This window comes from Aeromicrobium sp. CnD17-E (genome assembly GCF_024124745.1).
Classification (GTDB): domain Bacteria; phylum Actinomycetota; class Actinomycetes; order Propionibacteriales; family Nocardioidaceae; genus Aeromicrobium.
The window spans coordinates 1-16,879 of the sequence record NZ_JAMXRU010000008.1; the positions used below are offsets into that span (position 1 = coordinate 1).

The window sequence follows — 16,879 nt, forward strand, 5'->3', positions numbered from 1 at the left end:
TCCGCACCCGCGGGCCCGACGAGCGCGACCAGGTCGCGGTCCGCGAGCCGCCGGCCGACGGGCGGGTCGGCCGAGGGATCGGCGAGGTCGAGCCCACCGACGCGGTCGGCGCGATCGGCGGACGGCGCTCCCGTCGGAGGCAGGCCGCCGTAGAGGACGTCGACCTGCTCGCGGACGTCGTCCACCCCGCGCCACGTCGCGGCGAGGCGTTCGGCGACCCCGGCGTCGACCAGGTCCGAGGGCGCTCCTGCCAGCACCGCCGACAGCCTCCAGGCCAGCGCATGGGCGTCGAGAAGCCCGGCGTTGAGGCACTCGCCCCCGACGGGCAGGCACTGGCGCACTGCGTCGCCGGCCAGCAGCACCCGCCCCGAGCGCAGGGTCGTGACGACCACCTCCTCGTCGTCGAAGGCCTCGACCCACTCGAGCCAGTCCGGGTCCAGCCGCTGCCCGGTCGCCTGGTGCCAGAGCGCACAGACCAGCCTGGGGTCGGCCTCGAAGGCGGTACGACGTCCGCGGTCGTGGATCATGATCCTCGCCGTGCCGGGCTCGAGCGGCCCCGACGTGACGGTCAGGTCGCCGACGCGCTCGAAGCGGCGTGCTGCGACGGGACGTCCCTGCACGTCAGCCCGCAGGAACCGGTGCCGAGCGGGTCGCGTCCGCACCGCGATCCCGGCGGCGGCCCGCACCGTGCCGTCCGCGCCGTCGCAGCCGAGCAGGAACCGCGCACGCCGGGACTCGCCCGTCGAGGAACGCACGCTCACGCCGTCGTCGTCCTGGGCGACGTCGACGACGCGCCACGGGGCCGTGTGGACCACCCCCGCCTCCTCCGTCCACCGGCGCAGCGTCGCGCACAGCCGTGGCTGCGAGAGCCGCCACAGTCCGGCGTGCTCGGAGTCCAGGTGCTGGAGGTCGACCCGCGCCCCGGCCCAGTGACCGGCCTCGACGCGCTCGAAGTCCTCACGCGGGACGCCGTGCAGCGCCAGGATCTCCATCGAGCGGGTGGTCACCGTCGATGCGCGCGTCCGCAGCAGCGGACTCGCAGCGGCCTCGAGCAGCTCGACCGAGGCGCCGAACCGGGCGAGTAGCCCGGCGGCGAGCAGTCCCACCGGCCCGGCGCCGACGACCACGACGTCCCTCATGCGGGCCTCCCCGTCATCTCGCGGGCGGCGTGGGCGCCCGACGACGATCCCTCGCGCAGCAGCTCGCGCACCCGCCGGACGGAGGCCTTCGCGTCGATGCCCACCGCTCCGGTCAGGCGACCACGGTGCTCGTACAGGTGGAGGGTGCCACCGCCCTCCTGCAGCACCGTCGAGCGCGCCGAGGGCACCCCGACGCCCTGGATCCGCCGGTCGTACCAGGTGCTCCAGAAGTAGGGCGTCGCAGTGGTGCGCGACCACGATCCCGGCGGTGTGACGGCGTTGTGGCCAGCCACCAGTCCCTGTGCCGCCGCCATGCTCTGGGACATGCTGCGCGGTGCCGCCTGGGGGCCGTCCGTGGCGACGACCTGGGCGGCGTCGCCCGCGACGAAGACCGCTGGGTCGTTCGTGACCATCGCCGTCGTGCAGAGCACCCCCTCCGCGACCCTGATCCCGGAGCCGACCAGCCAGCCGAGGTCGCTGCGCACGCCGACGGCCCACACGACGTGCTCGGCGACGATCCTCTCGCCCGAACCCAGGTCGACGGCCACGCTGGCGCCGGCGCGGACCAACGAGTTCACTGCAGCGCCGGTGACGAGCCGGGTTCCTGCCGTGCGGTGGAGGCGGGCCAGGTGCTCGGCGAGACTCCTCCCGTGGCTCGCCTCCAGCGGGCCACACCCCCGCTCGACCAGGGTCACCTCGGCACCCAGGGCCTGCGCCGCGGATGCGATCTCCGAGCCGATCAGGCCCGCACCGACCACCACCACGCGCCGACGCCCGGTCAGCACCCGGTGCAGGAGGACGGCGTCCCGGGCGGTGCGCACGGTCGAGACCTGTCCGTCGAGGTTCCCCCAGGGGCACGGCGTCGGCTGCGCACCCGTGGCCACGACCAGCGCGTCGTACCCGATCTTGCCGTCGGACGTGCGTAGCAACCGGCGACGTCGGTCGAGTCCTGTGGCGCGCGTCCCGAGACGCAGCTGCACCCCGAGACGTCCGACGAGCTGATCGTGTTCGACGTAGTGCCGGGGGCTCGCCCCGGCCAGCAGCGCCTCCTTCGTGACCTGGGGACGCTCGTACGGCAGCGCCGTCTCGGCTCCGACGAGGACGATCGACCCGTCGTGTCCCGCGTTCCGCGCACTCTCGGCCGCCCGGACGCCGGCCAGCCCCGCGCCGACGATCACCAGGCTGGACCGCGCGGACGTGCTCACGACGACGCCTCGCCCGGACCCACGACACGCAGCGCGGCGACGGGACACACGAGGGCCGCGTCCGCCGCTGCGTCGGCGTCTGCGTCGCCGAACGTCTCGGCGAGCAGCACCAGCTCGCCCTCGTCGTCGAGCGCGAGCAGGTGCGGAGCGGCGTCGACGCACACGCCGTGCCCCTCGCAGCGCGAGGAGTCGAGCTCGAAGGCGCTCATGCTCGCCTCGATCCCTCGAAGGTCGCCGTCATCGACTCGATCCCGCGGATCGTGTTGTGCAACCGCCACGTGGCGGGCCCGACCTCGATGTGCTCGACGTGGCGGATCATCGCCTTGAGGAGCGAGTGCCCCTCGAGGCGCGAGAGAGCCTGGCCGACGCAACCGTGGATGCCGTGGCCGAAGCCGAGGTGCTTGCTCACGTCAGGTCGGGTGATGTCGAAGCGGTCCGGGTCCGAGGACCAGAACGAGGCGTCACGGTTCGCCGAGGCGAACAACAGGTAGACCCGGTCCCCCTCGGAGACCACGTGGTCTCCGAGCCGGTGGCCCGCCAGGGCGAGCCGGGTGAACCCTCGTAGCGGCGCCTCGAACCTGACGATCTCGTTGAAGGCGGCCGGGACGAGGTCGGGCTCGGCGCGCAGGAGCGCGTACTGCTCCGGGTGACGCCCCAGCAGGTCGACGAGGCTCGACAGGGCACTCACCGACGTGTCCATCGACGGGAACAGGAAGTCGCCGAGCAGCGCCGGGACCAGCTCGGCCCCGATCTCACCGCGCTGCGCCTCCTCGACGAGCTCGGCGCCCCAGCTCCCGGCTCGCAGGTTTCCGGGCTGGGACATCCGGTGCAGGAACTCGTGCATGTCGCCGAAGTGGTGCAGACCGGCGAGGGTCCGCTCGTTCGCGGGTCCGAAGGCGTTGAAACCGGCCGACGCCCAGTCGAGCAGGATCTCGCGGCCCTCGTCGATCGGCCAGCCCAGGAGGTCGGGGACGAGCGAGAGGGGGAAGGCCTGGGCGAAGTCGCGCACGACCTCGAACGAGTCCCTCTCGAGGAGCCCCAGGACCAGTCGGTCGGCCCACGCCTCCACCTCGGCGTTGATCTCGCGCAGCGCCCGCGGGGTGAGGTGCCGCGAGACGAGCGACCGGACCTGGTCGTGGTAGGGCGGGTCGCTCGTGAGCGTGCTGCCGGACTGCGCCCGGTTGAGCCGCTCGGTGATCCCGACCCCCGAGGCCGACGAGAACACGTCCGGGGCGTGCAGGGCGGCGAAGACGTTGCGGTAGTGCGGCAGCGCCCAGACCTCGTGCTCGGGGAGCCACACCGCGTCGCCGGCCTCGCGCAGCTGCGCGTAGGCGGGGTAGGGGTCTCGCAGCACCTCGTCGCTGAAGAGGTCGAGGGGCTCGGTCGCGGTCGTCATCACGCCACCGTGCTTCCGCGCGTGGCGAAGTCGGCCAGACGACCGAGGGTGAGCCGGCTGTTCGCCCCCAGGTTCGCTCGGGCCAGCCCCTGGGCGTCGGCGACGCTCGCGGACGCGCCGAGCACCTCGGCGAGCAGCTCCTCCTCGATCGCGACGGTGTGCTCCGAGGAGACCCTCAGCCGGCCGTCGACCTCTTGCACCCTCCACACGCCCGTGTGCAGGGCCAGCAGCGGCGGGAGCGTCGTCTGCTTGTAGTACAGGACGCGCCGCTCCGGGAACGAGACCCGGAAGGACTCGGTCACGTGCTCGGCGCCGTCGGGGGTGCGCGTCGTCATCGCGAGGCGCTGGAGACCACCGTCGTAGGTCTCGAGCTCGACGGCCGGCACGTGGTCGAGCCGCTCCCCCCACAGGTCGCCACGGTCGAGGAACTCGAAGGCGAGTCGCGCCGAGCCGTCCACCTCGATCACGTCGACGAACGTGAACAACCGGGCGGGCGTGGAGGCTGCGGTCTCGGCCGCGAGCCGCAGGGCCTCGAGCTCGGCCGTGCTGTTGCGCTCGACGGCCGACTCGATCACCGACCACTGCTCCGCGACGTCCTCCCGCGGGCGGAAGCCGTGGTACAGCAGCACGCGGGCCCGGTGCGGGGAGATCGCCTCGACGCTCCACCGACCCACCATCTCGCCGACCGGGTGCGCCGTGCGCTCCTGCCGGAACTCGATCGTGAGCCCCTCGGGGTCGATCGCACGCCGCGACGTCCAGGTCTTCGGCGTCCCGTTCGCCGTCGCCCAGAGCCGGATCGTCTCCTCCCGCTCGCCGGGCTCCAGCACCTCGGCGTGGATCGTGGGCGGGAAGACGGTCGGCCACCGGCCGACGTCGCGCAACCAGCCGAACACCTCTGCCGCGGGGGCGTCGATCTCGGTCGTGTGGGTGACTTCGCGCAGGTTCATCGTGATCTCCTAGAAGTTTCCGAGCCCGCCGCAGACGTTGAGCGCCTGCGCCGTGACCGAGCCCGCGGTGGGCGAGGCGAGGTAGGCGACCATCCCGGCCACCTCCTCGGGGGTGGAGTAGCGACCCAGCGGGATCTTGGCCTCGAACTGCGTCATGACCTCGTCGGTGCTGGTGTGCCATGCGGCGGCGTAGCCCTGCCGGACCCGTTCGGCCATCGGCGTCTCCACGTAGCCGGGACACACGGCGTTGACGGTGATGCCACGGGGGGCCAGCTCCTTGCCGAGCGCCTTGGTGAAGCCGACGACGCCATGCTTCGAGGCCGAGTAGGGCGCGGCGAGCAGGACTCCCTGCTTCCCGGCGGTCGAGGCGATGCTGATGATCCGACCGCTGCCGTCCGGCACGGCACCCAGACGCAGCGCGGCCCGAGTCACGTAGAAGACGCTGTGCAGGTTGCCGGCCATGACCGCGTGCCAGAGCTCGTCGCTCAACTCCGCGGTGACGCCACCGCCGTTCAACCCGGCGTTGTTGACGACGACCCCGACGTGCCCGAAGGCGCTCACGGCGGTCTGGACGAAGGACTCCACCTGGTCGGGGTCGGTGACGTCGGCGACGACGCCCTCGACTGCTCCGGGCAGACCCTTGAGGTCGACGACGGTCCTGGACACCGCATCGGGGTCGCGGCCGCACAGGAGCACGTCGTGCCCGAGCTCGGCGAGGGTCCGCGCCGTGGCCAGCCCGATGCCGCTCGTGCCCCCGGTGACGATCGCCGGCTCCTTGGCGGCGGACATCAGGCGACCGCCGCTTCGGCGAGCGCGTGGTTCACCGCGTCGGCGAGGTCCTGCGGCGTCTCGATGTCGGCGAGCTGCTCGTCGTCGATCTCGACACCGTTCTCGCGACCGAGCCGCAGCCCGGTCTCGAGCACTGCGAGGGAGTCGTAGCCGAGCTCCTCGAAGGTCAGGGTGGCGATCCCGCGCTCGAGGTCGACTCCGGCATCGACGCCGGCTCCTTCGACCAGGGCGCGCTTGACGTCGTCCAGGGTGATGACGGGCATGGTCAGGCTCCTTCGGGATGGTGATGAGGTGAGGTGAGGACGACCGCGGACACGAAGCCCCCGCGACCTCGGGCGACGACGAGGACCGAGTCGAGCGACCCGGCCCTCGGCTCGGCGACCAGGTCGATGCCGTGTGCCGGGTCGACCTGGCTGTGGACGGTGGGGGGCGTCAGGCCGTCGCGCAGCGCCAGGGCGGCCACCGCCACGTCGAGCGCGGCGCCGCCGGCCTGGAGGCGACCGACGGCTGCCTTGGGCACCGTGACCGGCACGCGTCGGGGTCCGAAGACCCTGCGCAGGACGGCGGCCTCGTCGGCGTCGGCTGCCACCGTCCCCGCTCCGTCGGCCAGCACGAGGTCGATCCGGTCGGGCCGCACGTCGGCGTCGGCCAGCGCTGCCTCGACGACGCGACGCAGCGCGGTCGTCGGGTCCTGGGAGCTGCGCACGAATCCCGACGCGTGGCCCACGAGCAGGGCGTAGGCGCGTCCGGTCGCGTCGGCGGCGCGTTCGAGCACCAGGTGCGCCCCGCCCTCTCCCACGACCGCACCCGACGCACGGGGGTCGAAGGGCAGGTAGGCGGTCTCCGGGTCCGATGCCGACGTCGTCCCGCCCCCGGCGACGTGCGCCACCCAGCCCCACGGGCACAGCGTCCCGTCGACGGCGCCGCTGACCATGGCGGCGTTGCCGTGGTGGAGGTGGGCCGCCGAGCTCGCCAGCGCGTCGAGAGCGCCCGCGGCGTCGGCGACGACGACACCCGAGTGCCCCTTGAAGCCGTGCCTGATCGAGATCTGGCCGGTGTTGACGGCGTAGAACCACGCGTACGACTGGTAGGCACTCACGTACTTCGGTCCCCGGCTCCAGAGGTTCTGCAGCTCACGCTGACCGAACTCGTACCCCCCGGCGGTGGATGCCGTGAAGACCCCGCAGCGCCCTGGATCGTGCCGCTCGGCGATGCCGGAGTCGGCCACGGCCTCCGCCGCGGCCACGAGCGACATCTGCGTCATCCAGTCGGTCGAGCTCATCAGCCGTCCACCGAGGGCCGGCGCGGGATCGAGGTCGCGGACCTCGCCCGCGAGGGTCGAGGCGTAGCTCGACGCGTCGAAGCGCTCCACCGCGGCGATGCCGTGCACACCCTTCTGCTGGGCGATCCAGTGCGCCTCGCGGTCGTTGCCGATCGGGGAGACGATGCCGATTCCGGTGATCGCGGCAGGTTCGCGGATCATCGGGCCACCTCCAGGGTCCGCAGCACCATGGCGCTCTGGAACCCGCCGAAGCCGCTGCCCGTGGTGAGCACGGTGCGCGCGGCCACGGCCCGGCTGGTGTTCGGGACGTAGTCGAGCGGGAGGTCCGGGTCCGGGGTCGTGAGGTTCGCGGTCGGCGGCACCACGCCGTCACGCAGCACGAGCAGACAGGCGGCGATCTCGATCGAGCCGATCGCTCCCAGGGAGTGCCCCACCATCGACTTGATCGAGCTGATGGGAACCTCGCGCGCCCGTTCGCCGAGACTGCGCAGCAGGGCGGCCGTCTCGTGCAGGTCGTTCTGCTTGGTCCCCGAGCCGTGGGCGTTGACGTAGTCGATCTCCGGTGCGGTCACCTGTGCCTGGTCCAGGGCCGCCGTCACCGCCTCCGCCAGCTCCGCGCCGTCGGCGCGCAGGCCCGTCATGTGGTGGGCGTTGCAGCGGCTGCCGTACCCGACCACCTCGGCGTAGACCGTGGCGCCGCGGTCCAGCGCGTGCGTCAGCTCCTCCAGCACGAAGACTGCGGCCCCCTCCCCCAGCACGAAGCCGCCCCGCGTCGCGTCGAACGGGCGCGAGGCCCGCTCCGGCGTCTCGTTGTCGGTCGACGTCGCGCGGATGCTGTCGAAGCAGGCCACCGTGATCTCCGAGATCGGGGCCTCGGTGGCGCCGCTCACCACGGCGTCGAGGACGCCTGAACGGATGAGGTCGGCGGCCTGGCCGACCGCGTCGATCCCTGAGGTGCAGCCGGTGGAGATCACGCTCACGGGGCCGTCGGCGCCGACGAGCTCGGCCACCTCCGCGGCGATCGAGCTCGGCACGAAGTAGTCGTAGAGCTCCGGTGGGGCGTCGGCCACCACGTTCCACAGCTCTCCCTCGTGACTCATGTCGCGGTACACCCGCTCGAGCGACGTCGTGGCCCCGACCGCGGAGCCCAGGCACACGCCCAGCCGCTCCGCGGCGTAGTGCGACGCCGGAGCCGCGTCGTCCCAGGCCTCGCGGGCCGCGACCATGGCGAACACGGTCGCCCGGTCGAGCACGGCGCCGTCAGGTCGGGTGGCGACGACGTCGGCCGGCAGGTCGACCTCGGCCGCCACCTGGCTGCGAAAGCCCTCGGGCGGGCAGTTGCTGAGCCGACGTGTCGCGGTCCGACCCTCCTGGAGCTGGGTCCAGAACGGCTCCCGACCGACACCGCCCGGGGCCACGACCCCGACCCCGGTGACGACCACGCGGCGCTGCTGGCGCGCGCTCATCGGCCCTGCTCCCACGTGTAGAAGCGACGGGCCATCGCGTCCTTCGGCGACGCCCAGTCCGGCTTGTAGGGCTCGATGAACGGGCGGAGGTCGGCGCTCACCTGCACGAAGCGCGGGTCGTTCTTCGCCGCCTCGATCGCGGCGTCCGTCTCCTCGGCCTCGAAGTCCTGCAGGTGGAAGTAGAGCCCCTCGAACTCGAAGAGCTGACGTCGTCGGGTGCCCATGCGCCCGGGCATGTCGGTGCGGTCGAACCGGGCGAACAGCTCGGCCACCTCCTGCTGGTGCCCCGGCTCCATGCGGGCCACGATGAGATTGCTGTGCATGTCAGACCTCCACGGCTTGGGGATGGGCGGTGCGGACGAGCCCGCACCAGGCGTTGGCGGCCCGGCGGAGCTCCGCGAGATCCTGGGGTTCCGCCCAGACGACGTGACCGTCGGGACGGACCAGGACTGCTCGAGGCAGATGGCGACTCGGTGCGGCGTGCACCGCCACCACGTCGAGGGGCTCCACGGCGGCCACGACGTCGTCGAGGTCGACGGGCGCGGTCCCGTCGCCGACGACGAGCAGCGCCGCGCGGGCCCGCGTCAGGGGCTCTGTCGCGCGGGCACGGTCCTCGTCGGCGATCGCACCGAGGTCCAGGCGGGTCCCGACCAGGTCGGGCGCGTCCGACGGACCGCACGCGTACCGGATGTCGAGTCCGCTGACCGACCGGCCGAGCCTCCTCGCGGCGTCGGGCAGCCGGATCAGGTCGCGCAGGACGCTGCGCAGCGGGTCGACCTCCGGGCCGCGCAGGAACAGCTGGCCCTGGGCCGCCGTGTTCTCCAGCAGGGCGACGCCGACCGGTCGCCGCTCGTCCTCGTAGCTCTGCAGCAGCTCGGGACCGGCTCGACCCTGGACGACGGCAGCGAGCTTGAAGCCGAGGTTCACGGCGTCCTGGATGCCGACGTTCATCCCCTGCCCGCCCGCTGGCAGGTGGGTGTGGGCGCTGTCGCCCAGCAGGACGACCCGGCCGTGCAGGTACCGGTCGGCGAGAGCTCCCGCGTCGGTGAACGAGCTCGCCCAGACCGAGCGTCCCCCGGCGAGACTGCGACCGGTGACCCGCTCGTAGGCGTCGCTGACGTGCTGCATCGTGACCGGTACTCCTTGCGGGAGGAGCCCAGCACCGTACTCGCACACGATGAGGCGCTCGGTCCCGTCGCCCAGGGGCGCGGACATGACCATGCCGCGAGGCTTCTTGACCCCGAACGGCTCGTTCGGCAGGCCGCACCCGCGCACGTCGGCGAGGAGCATCTGGACGCTCGGCTCGGTGATCGTCTGCGCCGCCCCGACGAGGCCCCGGATCCGGCTCGAGCCGCCGTCGCTGGCCACGACGTACCGGGCGGCCAGCTCGATCTCCTCGCCACTGTCCGACACCAGCCGCGTGGTCACGAGCTCGTCGGACTGCTCGAGCCCGACGAGCTCCCACCCGCGACGGACCGAGACCCCGAGCTCGGTGGCGCGGGCGGCGAGCACGGCCTCGGTCCTGGACTGCGGGTACTGGTTGGCGGGGCGGTGCAGGCTGCCCAGGTGCTCGGCGGAGATCGGGAGGCCGGCGAAGTGGACGGCGTCCTGCTGGACCAGGCCGTCGAAGCGGTCGAGGATCCCGCGCATCGCCAGGATCTCGATCGTGCCGACGGTGAACCCCAGGGCGCGGGACTGCCCGGTGGGTGCGGTCAACCGGTCCACGACGGTCGGTTCCACGCCCGCCAGGGCCAGCTCGCAGGCGAGCATGAGTCCACAGGGCCCGGCGCCGACGATCAGGACGTCGGTCGTGTGAGTCGAGGACATGAAGGGCACCTTCCGATGGCTGGGCGGTGGTGGGGGTACTCCCTCAGCCTGGTCGCGCCGGCGCCGCCGTGACGACGCCGTCGCGCGGTACGTCCGCAGTACGTCACGGGGCGGCCGCAAGGGTCGCGGTAGATGCGCGGTACAGGTCCCCCGGCGCGCTCGGCGGGCCCTAGGGTCTCGCTCGCAGACCCGCGACGACGGACGGAGAACGTGATGACGATCTGCCTGCTCGGTGGCAGTGGGAGGACGGGCCGCCTCGTCGTCCAGGAGGCGCAGGAGAGGGGTCTGTCCCTCCTCGTGGTCGTCCGTGGGGACGCCGCCCAGCGTGGGCGCACCCCGGGCGTGACGTCCGTCGTGGCGCCGCACCTGGACGCGCCCGAGGTGGTGGAGGCCGTGCGCGCCTCCACCGTGGTGCTGTCGGCCCTGGGGCCTCGCCGCACGACCCGCCCGCACGAGCTGGCCCGACCGGTCGGCGTGCTCGCCGACGCTGCGGCCGGGGTCGGCGCTCGTGTCGTCCTGACGAGCGCCGCGCCCGTCGGCGCTCCCCACCTCGGTGAGAACCAGGCCTACCGACGGGTGGGGCACCCCCTGGTGCAACGAGTGTTCGCCCGTGCGTACGCGGAGCTCCTGCGGATGGAGCAGGCCGTCTCGGACTCCGGTGTCGAGCACGTGGTGCTGCGCCCACCGCGGCTGCTCGACGGCGGTGGTCGCGCCTACCGTGCCGACCCGACGGGCGCGGTGCTCGGCGGCCGGTCGCTCGACCGGGTCGCCCTGGCCGTCGCCCTGCTCGACGCCGTCGAGCAGCCGGACTGGACGGGGCGCACCGTCGGCCTCGCCCGGGCGTGAGCGCGCAGCGCCCCTGCTGTGGCGTCTGGGTCAGCGCGGCTTGGTCGCGCTCACGAGGACGTCACCGGTCGGGTCGACCTCCTGCCAGGCGAGGTCGACGAATCCTGCCTCCTCGAGCCAGCCGAGGCACTGCTCGACCGAGTACTCCGCTCCGCCGGCGGTCCAGACCCGCATGCCGAGACTCGAGAGTGGTCTTCTGCGCGTACCGCTGCCGGTGGTCATCTGGTCGTACACGTACACGGTCCCGCCCGGGGTGAGTGCCACCCGGACCGCGTCGAGGATCTGCCGCGACGCCTCCGCGTCCCAGTTGTGCAGCACGTGCCCGACGACCATCGCGTCGGCGGGGGGCAGGGGGTCCACGAACACGTCCCCCGACACGAACCCCACGTCCGTCGCACCGTCGGCACGGCGTTGGAAGTGGGGCTCGACCGCGGGGAGGTCGAAGACGACGGCGTCGACGTGCGGGTGGCGCCTCGTGATGCCCCACAGCACGTCCCCGGTGGCACCGCCCACGTCGACCACGCGCTCGTAGCGGTTCCAGTCGACCTCCCGCACCAGGTGCTCGACGAGCTGCCCGGTCGCCGACTCCATGCCGCCGAGGAACGCGGCCGCGAGGTCCTCGCTCCGGTAGAGGCTGTCGTAGGGGCTCTCGACCTCCGCCGTGCGCGGCGTCCCGTGCCGCAGCACGGCTGCGAGGTCTCGCCAGCTCGGGTTGAAGCTTCGATGGCAGAAGGCGACGTAGTCGCCGAGGTACTCCGGCGAGGACGAGTCCACGAGGAGCCTCCGCGCCTGGTCACCACACGTCAACCCGGCCTCCGTGGCCACCAGGAGACCGAGGTCGACGAGCACGCTCACCACGTCCTCCAGCGTGGGCTGGTCCAGGTCCAGGGTCGCCGCGAGCTGCTCGACCGAGGCGACACCGCCCTCCCGCCGAGCCACGGCCTTGAAGAGGCCGACGTCGACCGCTGCCGCGAGCACCTCGAACTTCCAGGCGCCGGCGATGATCGAGCGCACGTCAGCGCTCCTCGCCCCCGCACTCACGCCGTCGGGCCCTGGGCCTCGACCGCGGCGTCGCGGCGCACGGTCAGCGCGACCACGACCGCCGCGAGCACGTAGATCGCCGCGACGGCGAGGAACGCCGTGGTGAATCCCTCCGAGAGGGCTGCGCGGGCGGAGGCGAGCAACGACGCGTCGCCCGTGGACTCGGCCCGCAGCAGCTCCTGGGCCGCGGACGGCAGCTGCCCGGTGCTGACCTGGGTGGCCAGGACCACGAGCGTCGCGAGACCGATGGCCCCACCCACCTGCTGCGCGGTGTTCATGACCGCGGCCGCAGCACCCGAGTCGGGGCCGTCGACGCGGGACATGGCCGAGATCGTGAGCGGGACGAAGGTCGATCCCAGGCCGAGTGCCGTCACGACCATGGGCGCCACGATCGCCGTCGCGTAGCCGGAGTCGACGTCGAGGAAGCTCAGCCAGAGCATGCCGAGCGCGGTGAGGACCAGGCCGCCGCCGGCGATGGCGGCTGGCGCTAGCCTTGGCAGGAGCCGCGGCGCCAGCACCCCGGAGCCGATGAAGATGGCCGTCGCCCAGGGCAGGTAGGCCAGCGCCGACTCGATCGCGGAGTACCCCAGCACCTGCTGCATGTAGAGCGTGAAGAAGTAGTAGGTCGCGAACATCCCGGTACCGAGCAGCAGCATCGCGACGTTGGCGCCTGCGCGGGTCCGGTCGCGCAGGATCGCGAGCGGGAGCAGCGGGTGGGCGACGCGGTCCTGCGCGACCACGAAGATGCCGATGAAGACCGCAGCCGCTGCGTAGAGCGCGATCGACGCCGGGTCGCCCCAGCCGTGCTCGCCGCTGCGGGTGATCGCGTAGACGAGCGAGGTGACACCGAGGGTGCCGAGGACCGCGCTCGGGACGTTGAGCTCGGAGCGATGGCGCTCCCCCGACCGCAGGTACCGGGCGCCGAGGAACAGGGCGACGGCGATCGGGATGTTCACGAGGAGCACCCAGCGCCAGCTCGCGTAGGACGTGAGCACGCCACCGAACAGCAGGCCCGCGGTGGAGCCGAGCCCGGCCATCGCCCCGTACAGCCCCATCGCCCGGCCCCGGGCCTGTCCCTCGAACGACGTGGCGATGAGCGCGAGGGCGGCGGGGGCCACGATGGCCGCACCCATCCCCTGCAGGACGCGGGCGCCGATGAGGACCTCCTGCGACCAGGCCAGACCGCCGAGCAGCGAGGCACCGGCGAAGAGCACCAGGCCGACCCGGAAGATGGCGACGCGCCCGAGCACGTCGCCGAGCCGGCCGCCCAGCAGCAGGAACCCGCCGAAGGCGAGCGCGTACGCGTTCACGACCCACGCGAGCAGCACGCCGCTCATGTCGAACGCCTGCTGGATGCTGGAGAGCGCGATGTTCATGATCGTGCCGTCCAGCACGACCATGAACTGCGCGCCGGCGATCACGGCCAGGGCCAGGCCCGGCCTCGTGACCCCCGGACTGTCGGTGGCGGTGGTGACGGTGTTCTCCGTGGTCATGGCTGTCCCCTGTCGTCGGCGTTGGCGCCGTGGTCCCGTGGAAGTGTACAAGCGGTGCTTTCTCAGCATAGCGAAAAGTGACCAGGTGTACACCCCGTGCCTCGACCCGCACGCCGGGCGCACGGGCCGCGGCCCGGCCGTCGGTCAGGACCAGGCGGCGCACACCAGGAGACCGCGCCCCTGGACCCAGCGGCCTGCGACCTCCACCTGGTCGCCGGACGCCCTCGACCGACCCGTCACGCTCGCGACGAAGCCGTCCCCGTCGTCCAGGCGCACCTCGGCGCCGCGGAAGCCGGGCGAGGTGCCGTGCACGGGGAACCAGGCCTTGAAGACCGCCTCCTTGACGCAGAACAGCAGGCGGTCCCAGGCGACCTCGGGCCGGGCGGTCGACCGTTCGCCCAGCCAGGTGCGCTCCGTGGCGCTGGCGATCCGCTCCAGCACGTTCGGCGGAAGCGGGGCGGCCGGCTCCGCGTCGATCCCCAGGGCGCGCCACCGCGACGCCTCCCCCAGCGCGGCGGCGACGTAGCCGTCGCAGTGCGTCACCGACCCCACGATGCCGACGGGCCACGTGGGCGCCCCACGCGGGCCCGGGAGGATCGGCACGGGCGCACGCCCGAGGTCGACGAGGGCCTCGCGGGCGAGCCGCCGACCCGCGGCGAACTGGTGTCGCCGACGCGGTACGGCGGCAGCGACGACCGCAGCCTCCTCGGCGCTGAGGCCTGAGTCGTCACCGTCGCGGCGCAGGTCCGCCACGAGCTCGCGTGCCACCACCCCGGCCGGCACGAGTCCCGCGAGCAGCCCGCCGTCCCCGTCCCGACCTCGCGTCCCCATCGCCCCAGGCTAGGGACCGTCGCCCCGATGCGGAACGCCGTCGCCCGATGCTCGGCGTCAGTCGGGCGACGACGCCCCGAAACGCGCCGGGTGCGGGTAGCGCGGGGAGAGCCTGTCGCCCGAGGAGGTGCCGGTGAGCCGGCGCTTGATCCAGGGCGCTGCGTGGGTGCGGGCCCAGGCCAGGTTCTCCGCGCGCAGCTCGCGCGGGGTGCGAGCGAGCGCCTCGCCGAGCGCGAGCGGCTCGAGGTCGTGCGCGACGCCGAGCACGTCGAGCACCGCGATCGCCATGCGCTGGTGGCCCGCCGACGACATGTGCAGCCGGTCGACGTCCCACATCCGCGGCTCGCGGTACTCGCGCATGCGCCAGAAGTCGACCACGCGCGTACCGTGCCGCTCGGCCACCTCGCGGACGAGCTCGTTGTAGATCGCGAACCGGCCACGACCGGCCGCGAAGATGGGGAACCCGGCCGGGTCGAACGCGGTGAACAACACGACCGTGGCACCGGTGCCGGCGAGCCTGCCGACGGCGTCGTCGTAGCGCGCCACGAGCGCGTCGACGTCGACCCTCGGCCGCATGATGTCGTTGCCGCCGGCGTAGAGCGTGACGAGGTCCGGTCGCGCCGCGAGCGCCGGCTCGAGCTGCTCGTCGAGCACCGCGCCGAGCTTGCGACCGCGGATCGCCAGGTTGGCGTACGCGAACGGCGCGTCGACCTCCTCGGCCCGCGCGGCGAGCACCTCGGCGACCCGGTCGGCCCAGCCCCGCACCCCGTTCGGCAGCGTCGGGTCGTGGTCGCCGACGCCCTCCGTGAACGAGTCCCCGAGTGCGACGTAGGTGCGGTAGGTCATCGCTCCAGGCTAGGAGCCCGCTCCCGGCGGACCGCGGCCTGGTCCCCGTAGGCTGGCGGCATGGACCTCGGACTGGCAGGCAGGACGTACGTCGTCACCGGAGGCTCCCGCGGCCTCGGCCGCGCGAGCGCGGAGGTGCTGGTCGCGGAGGGGGCGAACGTCGTCCTGTCGTCGCGCTCGCAGGAGTCCGTCGACGCCGCCGTCGCGGAGCTCGGCGACCTCGGGGCCGGTGGGGTCGCAGGCCTCGCGGCCGACAACGCCGACCCCGCCACCGCGGGCGCGCTCGTCGCGCTCGCGCAGGAGCGGTTCGGTGCGGTGCACGGAGCCCTCGTCAGCGTCGGCGGCCCGCCCCCGGGCACCGTCCTCGGGCGTAGCGACGAGGAGTGGCGCAGTGCGTTCGAGAGCGTCTTCCTCGGCGGTCTGCGAGTCGCCACGACAGTCGCCGAGGCGATCGAGCCGGGCCAGGGCGGGTCGATCGCGCTCGTGCTCTCGACGTCGGCGAAGGCACCCGTCACGGGCCTCGGGATCTCCAACGGCCTGCGACCCGGGCTCGCGATGGCGGCGAAGGACCTCGCCGACGAGCTCGGGCCCCGCGACGTGCGGGTCAACGCCCTGCTGCCGGGACGCGTCGACACCGAGCGCGTGCGCGAGCTCGACGCCCTGTCGGGCGACCCCGACGGGTCACGCGAGCGCGCCGCCGCCGGCATCCCCCTGCGGCGCTACGGCCGACCCGAGGAGTTCGGACGCGCGGCCGCGTTCCTGCTCTCCCCCGCCGCCGGCTACCTCACCGGGGTCATGCTCCCCGTCGACGGCGGGACCTCGCGCACGCTCTGACCCGCACCGGCGTCACCGGCGTGGCAGGACCGTGTCGGTCGGCGCGGTCCGGTCCGCAGGCGTCCACCCGGGCGGTCCGAACAGGTAGCCGAGCTTGTCGCGCAGCCGTGGCGTGGAGCGGACGTCGCGGACGATCTCGACGTAGTCGCCGTACTGCAGCCGCAGCAGGTTGTAGGTGTCGACCTGCTTGGTGAGTCCGTACCGCGGTCGGTGCCGCTCCGGCGCGAACGACCCGAACAGGCGGTCCCAGACGATGAGGATGCCGCCGTAGTTCTTGTCGAGGTACTCGGGGTCGCTGCCGTGGTGCACGCGGTGGTGCGACGGGGTGTTCATGACGTACTCGACGGGCCGCGGGAGCCTCCCGACCAGCTCGGTGTGGACGAAGAACTGGTAGACGAGGTTGAGGCCGAAGGCGACGTAGAGCGTCCAGGGCGCGAAGCCGAGCAGTGGCAGCGGGAGCCAGAAGAAGAACTCGAACCACGGGTTCCACTTCTGGCGCAGCGCGGTGCCGAAGTTCATGAGCTCGCTCGAGTGGTGGGCCTGGTGCCCCGCCCACGCGATGCGCACCCGGTGGCTGAACCGGTGGTGCCAGTAGTAGCCGAGGTCGACACCGAGGACGACGAGCACCCAGTACCACCAGGTGTCCGTCGGGAGGTGGAAGGGCGCCACGTAGGCGTACACGGCGACGAAGCCGAAGAACGTCACCACCTTGAACGCCGTCAGGAACACCAGCGACAGCACCCCCATCGAGATCGAGGTGCGGGCGTCCTTCAGGGCGTAGCCGCTGGTGCTGTCGTCGTGGTCGAGCCAGCGCAGGGCCGCCAGCTCCACGAGGATCGCGAGCACGAAGAACGGGGCGGCGTAGGTGACCGGGTTCTTGAGCGGGTCGAGCAGGTCGTGCACAGCGCCTCCAGGTATATGACTTGTGGGTAAGTTA

General features: G+C 73.0%; 18 protein-coding genes. 2 read left to right on the forward strand and 16 right to left on the reverse strand.

Annotated elements, in window-relative coordinates:
• The 11 genes from NH339_RS03180 to NH339_RS03230 form a co-directional block, all read right to left on the reverse strand.
• A partial coding sequence (locus NH339_RS03180; protein ID WP_253022439.1) for an NAD(P)/FAD-dependent oxidoreductase occupies positions 1-1,139 on the reverse strand: 1,139 nt, incomplete at its 3' end.
• Positions 1,136-2,344 carry an FAD-dependent oxidoreductase gene (locus tag NH339_RS03185; protein WP_253022441.1) on the reverse strand — a complete coding sequence of 403 codons (1,209 nt, stop codon included), beginning with the start codon at positions 2,342-2,344 and terminating at the stop codon, positions 1,136-1,138. The genes NH339_RS03180 and NH339_RS03185, both read right to left, overlap by 4 nt.
• On the reverse strand, positions 2,341-2,553 hold the full coding sequence (locus tag NH339_RS03190; RefSeq protein WP_253022442.1) for a ferredoxin: 213 nt from the start codon (positions 2,551-2,553) through the stop codon (positions 2,341-2,343). Before NH339_RS03190 ends, NH339_RS03185 begins: the two co-directional genes overlap by 4 nt.
• Positions 2,550-3,740 (reverse strand): cytochrome P450, encoded by a 1,191-nt coding sequence (locus NH339_RS03195; RefSeq protein WP_253022443.1) that lies wholly within the window; start codon positions 3,738-3,740, stop codon positions 2,550-2,552. The genes NH339_RS03190 and NH339_RS03195 overlap by 4 nt, the downstream gene beginning before the upstream one ends.
• Complete coding sequence (locus tag NH339_RS03200; protein ID WP_253022444.1) at positions 3,740-4,687, reverse strand: SRPBCC family protein; 948 nt, start codon at positions 4,685-4,687, stop codon at positions 3,740-3,742. Before NH339_RS03200 ends, NH339_RS03195 begins: the two co-directional genes overlap by 1 nt.
• A gap of 9 nt (positions 4,688-4,696) precedes the next feature.
• On the reverse strand, positions 4,697-5,476 hold the full coding sequence (locus NH339_RS03205) for an SDR family NAD(P)-dependent oxidoreductase (RefSeq protein WP_253022445.1): 780 nt from the start codon (positions 5,474-5,476) through the stop codon (positions 4,697-4,699).
• Positions 5,476-5,739 carry an acyl carrier protein gene (locus tag NH339_RS03210; RefSeq protein WP_253022446.1) on the reverse strand — a complete coding sequence of 88 codons (264 nt, stop codon included), beginning with the start codon at positions 5,737-5,739 and terminating at the stop codon, positions 5,476-5,478. The genes NH339_RS03205 and NH339_RS03210 overlap by 1 nt, the downstream gene beginning before the upstream one ends.
• A 2-nt stretch (positions 5,740-5,741) precedes the next feature.
• Entirely contained in the window at positions 5,742-6,959 is a 1,218-nt protein-coding gene (locus NH339_RS03215) for a beta-ketoacyl synthase N-terminal-like domain-containing protein (RefSeq protein WP_253022447.1), read from the reverse strand.
• A complete protein-coding gene (locus NH339_RS03220; protein ID WP_253022448.1) occupies positions 6,956-8,224 on the reverse strand; it encodes a beta-ketoacyl synthase in 1,269 nt (422 codons plus the stop codon). The genes NH339_RS03215 and NH339_RS03220 overlap by 4 nt, the downstream gene beginning before the upstream one ends.
• Positions 8,221-8,547, reverse strand: coding sequence for a TcmI family type II polyketide cyclase (locus tag NH339_RS03225; protein ID WP_253022449.1), 327 nt, complete (start codon positions 8,545-8,547; stop codon positions 8,221-8,223). Before NH339_RS03225 ends, NH339_RS03220 begins: the two co-directional genes overlap by 4 nt.
• A 1-nt stretch (position 8,548) precedes the next feature.
• Entirely contained in the window at positions 8,549-10,051 is a 1,503-nt protein-coding gene (locus NH339_RS03230; RefSeq protein ID WP_253022450.1) for an FAD-dependent monooxygenase, read from the reverse strand.
• Between the two features lie 213 nt (positions 10,052-10,264).
• Between NH339_RS03230 and NH339_RS03235 the strand changes: the two genes are divergently transcribed.
• Positions 10,265-10,897 (forward strand): NAD(P)-dependent oxidoreductase, encoded by a 633-nt coding sequence (locus tag NH339_RS03235; protein WP_253022451.1) that lies wholly within the window; start codon positions 10,265-10,267, stop codon positions 10,895-10,897.
• A gap of 30 nt (positions 10,898-10,927) precedes the next feature.
• Here NH339_RS03235 and NH339_RS03240 read toward each other — a convergent pair whose 3' ends face one another.
• The 4 genes from NH339_RS03240 to NH339_RS03255 all read right to left on the reverse strand — a co-directional run bounded on the left by NH339_RS03240 (position 10,928) and on the right by NH339_RS03255 (position 15,108).
• Complete coding sequence (locus NH339_RS03240; protein ID WP_253022452.1) at positions 10,928-11,911, reverse strand: methyltransferase; 984 nt, start codon at positions 11,909-11,911, stop codon at positions 10,928-10,930.
• A 23-nt stretch (positions 11,912-11,934) separates the two neighbouring features.
• Complete coding sequence (locus NH339_RS03245; protein WP_253022453.1) at positions 11,935-13,431, reverse strand: MFS transporter; 1,497 nt, start codon at positions 13,429-13,431, stop codon at positions 11,935-11,937.
• Between the two features lie 144 nt (positions 13,432-13,575).
• Positions 13,576-14,262, reverse strand: coding sequence for a 4'-phosphopantetheinyl transferase (locus tag NH339_RS03250; protein WP_253022455.1), 687 nt, complete (start codon positions 14,260-14,262; stop codon positions 13,576-13,578).
• A gap of 57 nt (positions 14,263-14,319) precedes the next feature.
• A complete protein-coding gene (locus NH339_RS03255) occupies positions 14,320-15,108 on the reverse strand; it encodes an SGNH/GDSL hydrolase family protein (protein ID WP_253022457.1) in 789 nt (262 codons plus the stop codon).
• Positions 15,109-15,168: 60 nt separating this feature from the next.
• On the opposite strand from NH339_RS03255, the gene NH339_RS03260 reads away from it, so the two are divergent.
• Positions 15,169-15,942 (forward strand): SDR family oxidoreductase, encoded by a 774-nt coding sequence (locus NH339_RS03260; protein WP_253022459.1) that lies wholly within the window; start codon positions 15,169-15,171, stop codon positions 15,940-15,942.
• 12 nt (positions 15,943-15,954) lie between these two features.
• Here the strand turns inward: NH339_RS03260 and NH339_RS03265 are convergent, their stop codons facing one another.
• Positions 15,955-16,845 carry a sterol desaturase family protein gene (locus NH339_RS03265; protein WP_253022462.1) on the reverse strand — a complete coding sequence of 297 codons (891 nt, stop codon included), beginning with the start codon at positions 16,843-16,845 and terminating at the stop codon, positions 15,955-15,957.
• Between the last annotated feature and the right edge of the window lie 34 nt (positions 16,846-16,879).

Coding starts and splice junctions, on each gene's coding strand:
- NH339_RS03190 (WP_253022442.1), bottom strand. CDS start 2,553: ATGAGCGCCTTCGAGCTCGACTCCTCGCGCTGCGAGGGGCACGGCGTG.
- NH339_RS03195 (WP_253022443.1), bottom strand. CDS start 3,740: ATGACGACCGCGACCGAGCCCCTCGACCTCTTCAGCGACGAGGTGCTG.
- NH339_RS03200 (WP_253022444.1), bottom strand. CDS start 4,687: ATGAACCTGCGCGAAGTCACCCACACGACCGAGATCGACGCCCCCGCG.
- NH339_RS03205 (WP_253022445.1), bottom strand. CDS start 5,476: ATGTCCGCCGCCAAGGAGCCGGCGATCGTCACCGGGGGCACGAGCGGC.
- NH339_RS03210 (WP_253022446.1), bottom strand. CDS start 5,739: ATGCCCGTCATCACCCTGGACGACGTCAAGCGCGCCCTGGTCGAAGGA.
- NH339_RS03215 (WP_253022447.1), bottom strand. CDS start 6,959: ATGATCCGCGAACCTGCCGCGATCACCGGAATCGGCATCGTCTCCCCG.
- NH339_RS03220 (WP_253022448.1), bottom strand. CDS start 8,224: ATGAGCGCGCGCCAGCAGCGCCGCGTGGTCGTCACCGGGGTCGGGGTC.
- NH339_RS03225 (WP_253022449.1), bottom strand. CDS start 8,547: ATGCACAGCAATCTCATCGTGGCCCGCATGGAGCCGGGGCACCAGCAG.
- NH339_RS03230 (WP_253022450.1), bottom strand. CDS start 10,051: ATGTCCTCGACTCACACGACCGACGTCCTGATCGTCGGCGCCGGGCCC.
- NH339_RS03235 (WP_253022451.1), top strand. CDS start 10,265: ATGACGATCTGCCTGCTCGGTGGCAGTGGGAGGACGGGCCGCCTCGTC.
- NH339_RS03245 (WP_253022453.1), bottom strand. CDS start 13,431: ATGACCACGGAGAACACCGTCACCACCGCCACCGACAGTCCGGGGGTC.
- NH339_RS03250 (WP_253022455.1), bottom strand. CDS start 14,262: ATGGGGACGCGAGGTCGGGACGGGGACGGCGGGCTGCTCGCGGGACTC.
- NH339_RS03255 (WP_253022457.1), bottom strand. CDS start 15,108: ATGACCTACCGCACCTACGTCGCACTCGGGGACTCGTTCACGGAGGGC.
- NH339_RS03260 (WP_253022459.1), top strand. CDS start 15,169: ATGGACCTCGGACTGGCAGGCAGGACGTACGTCGTCACCGGAGGCTCC.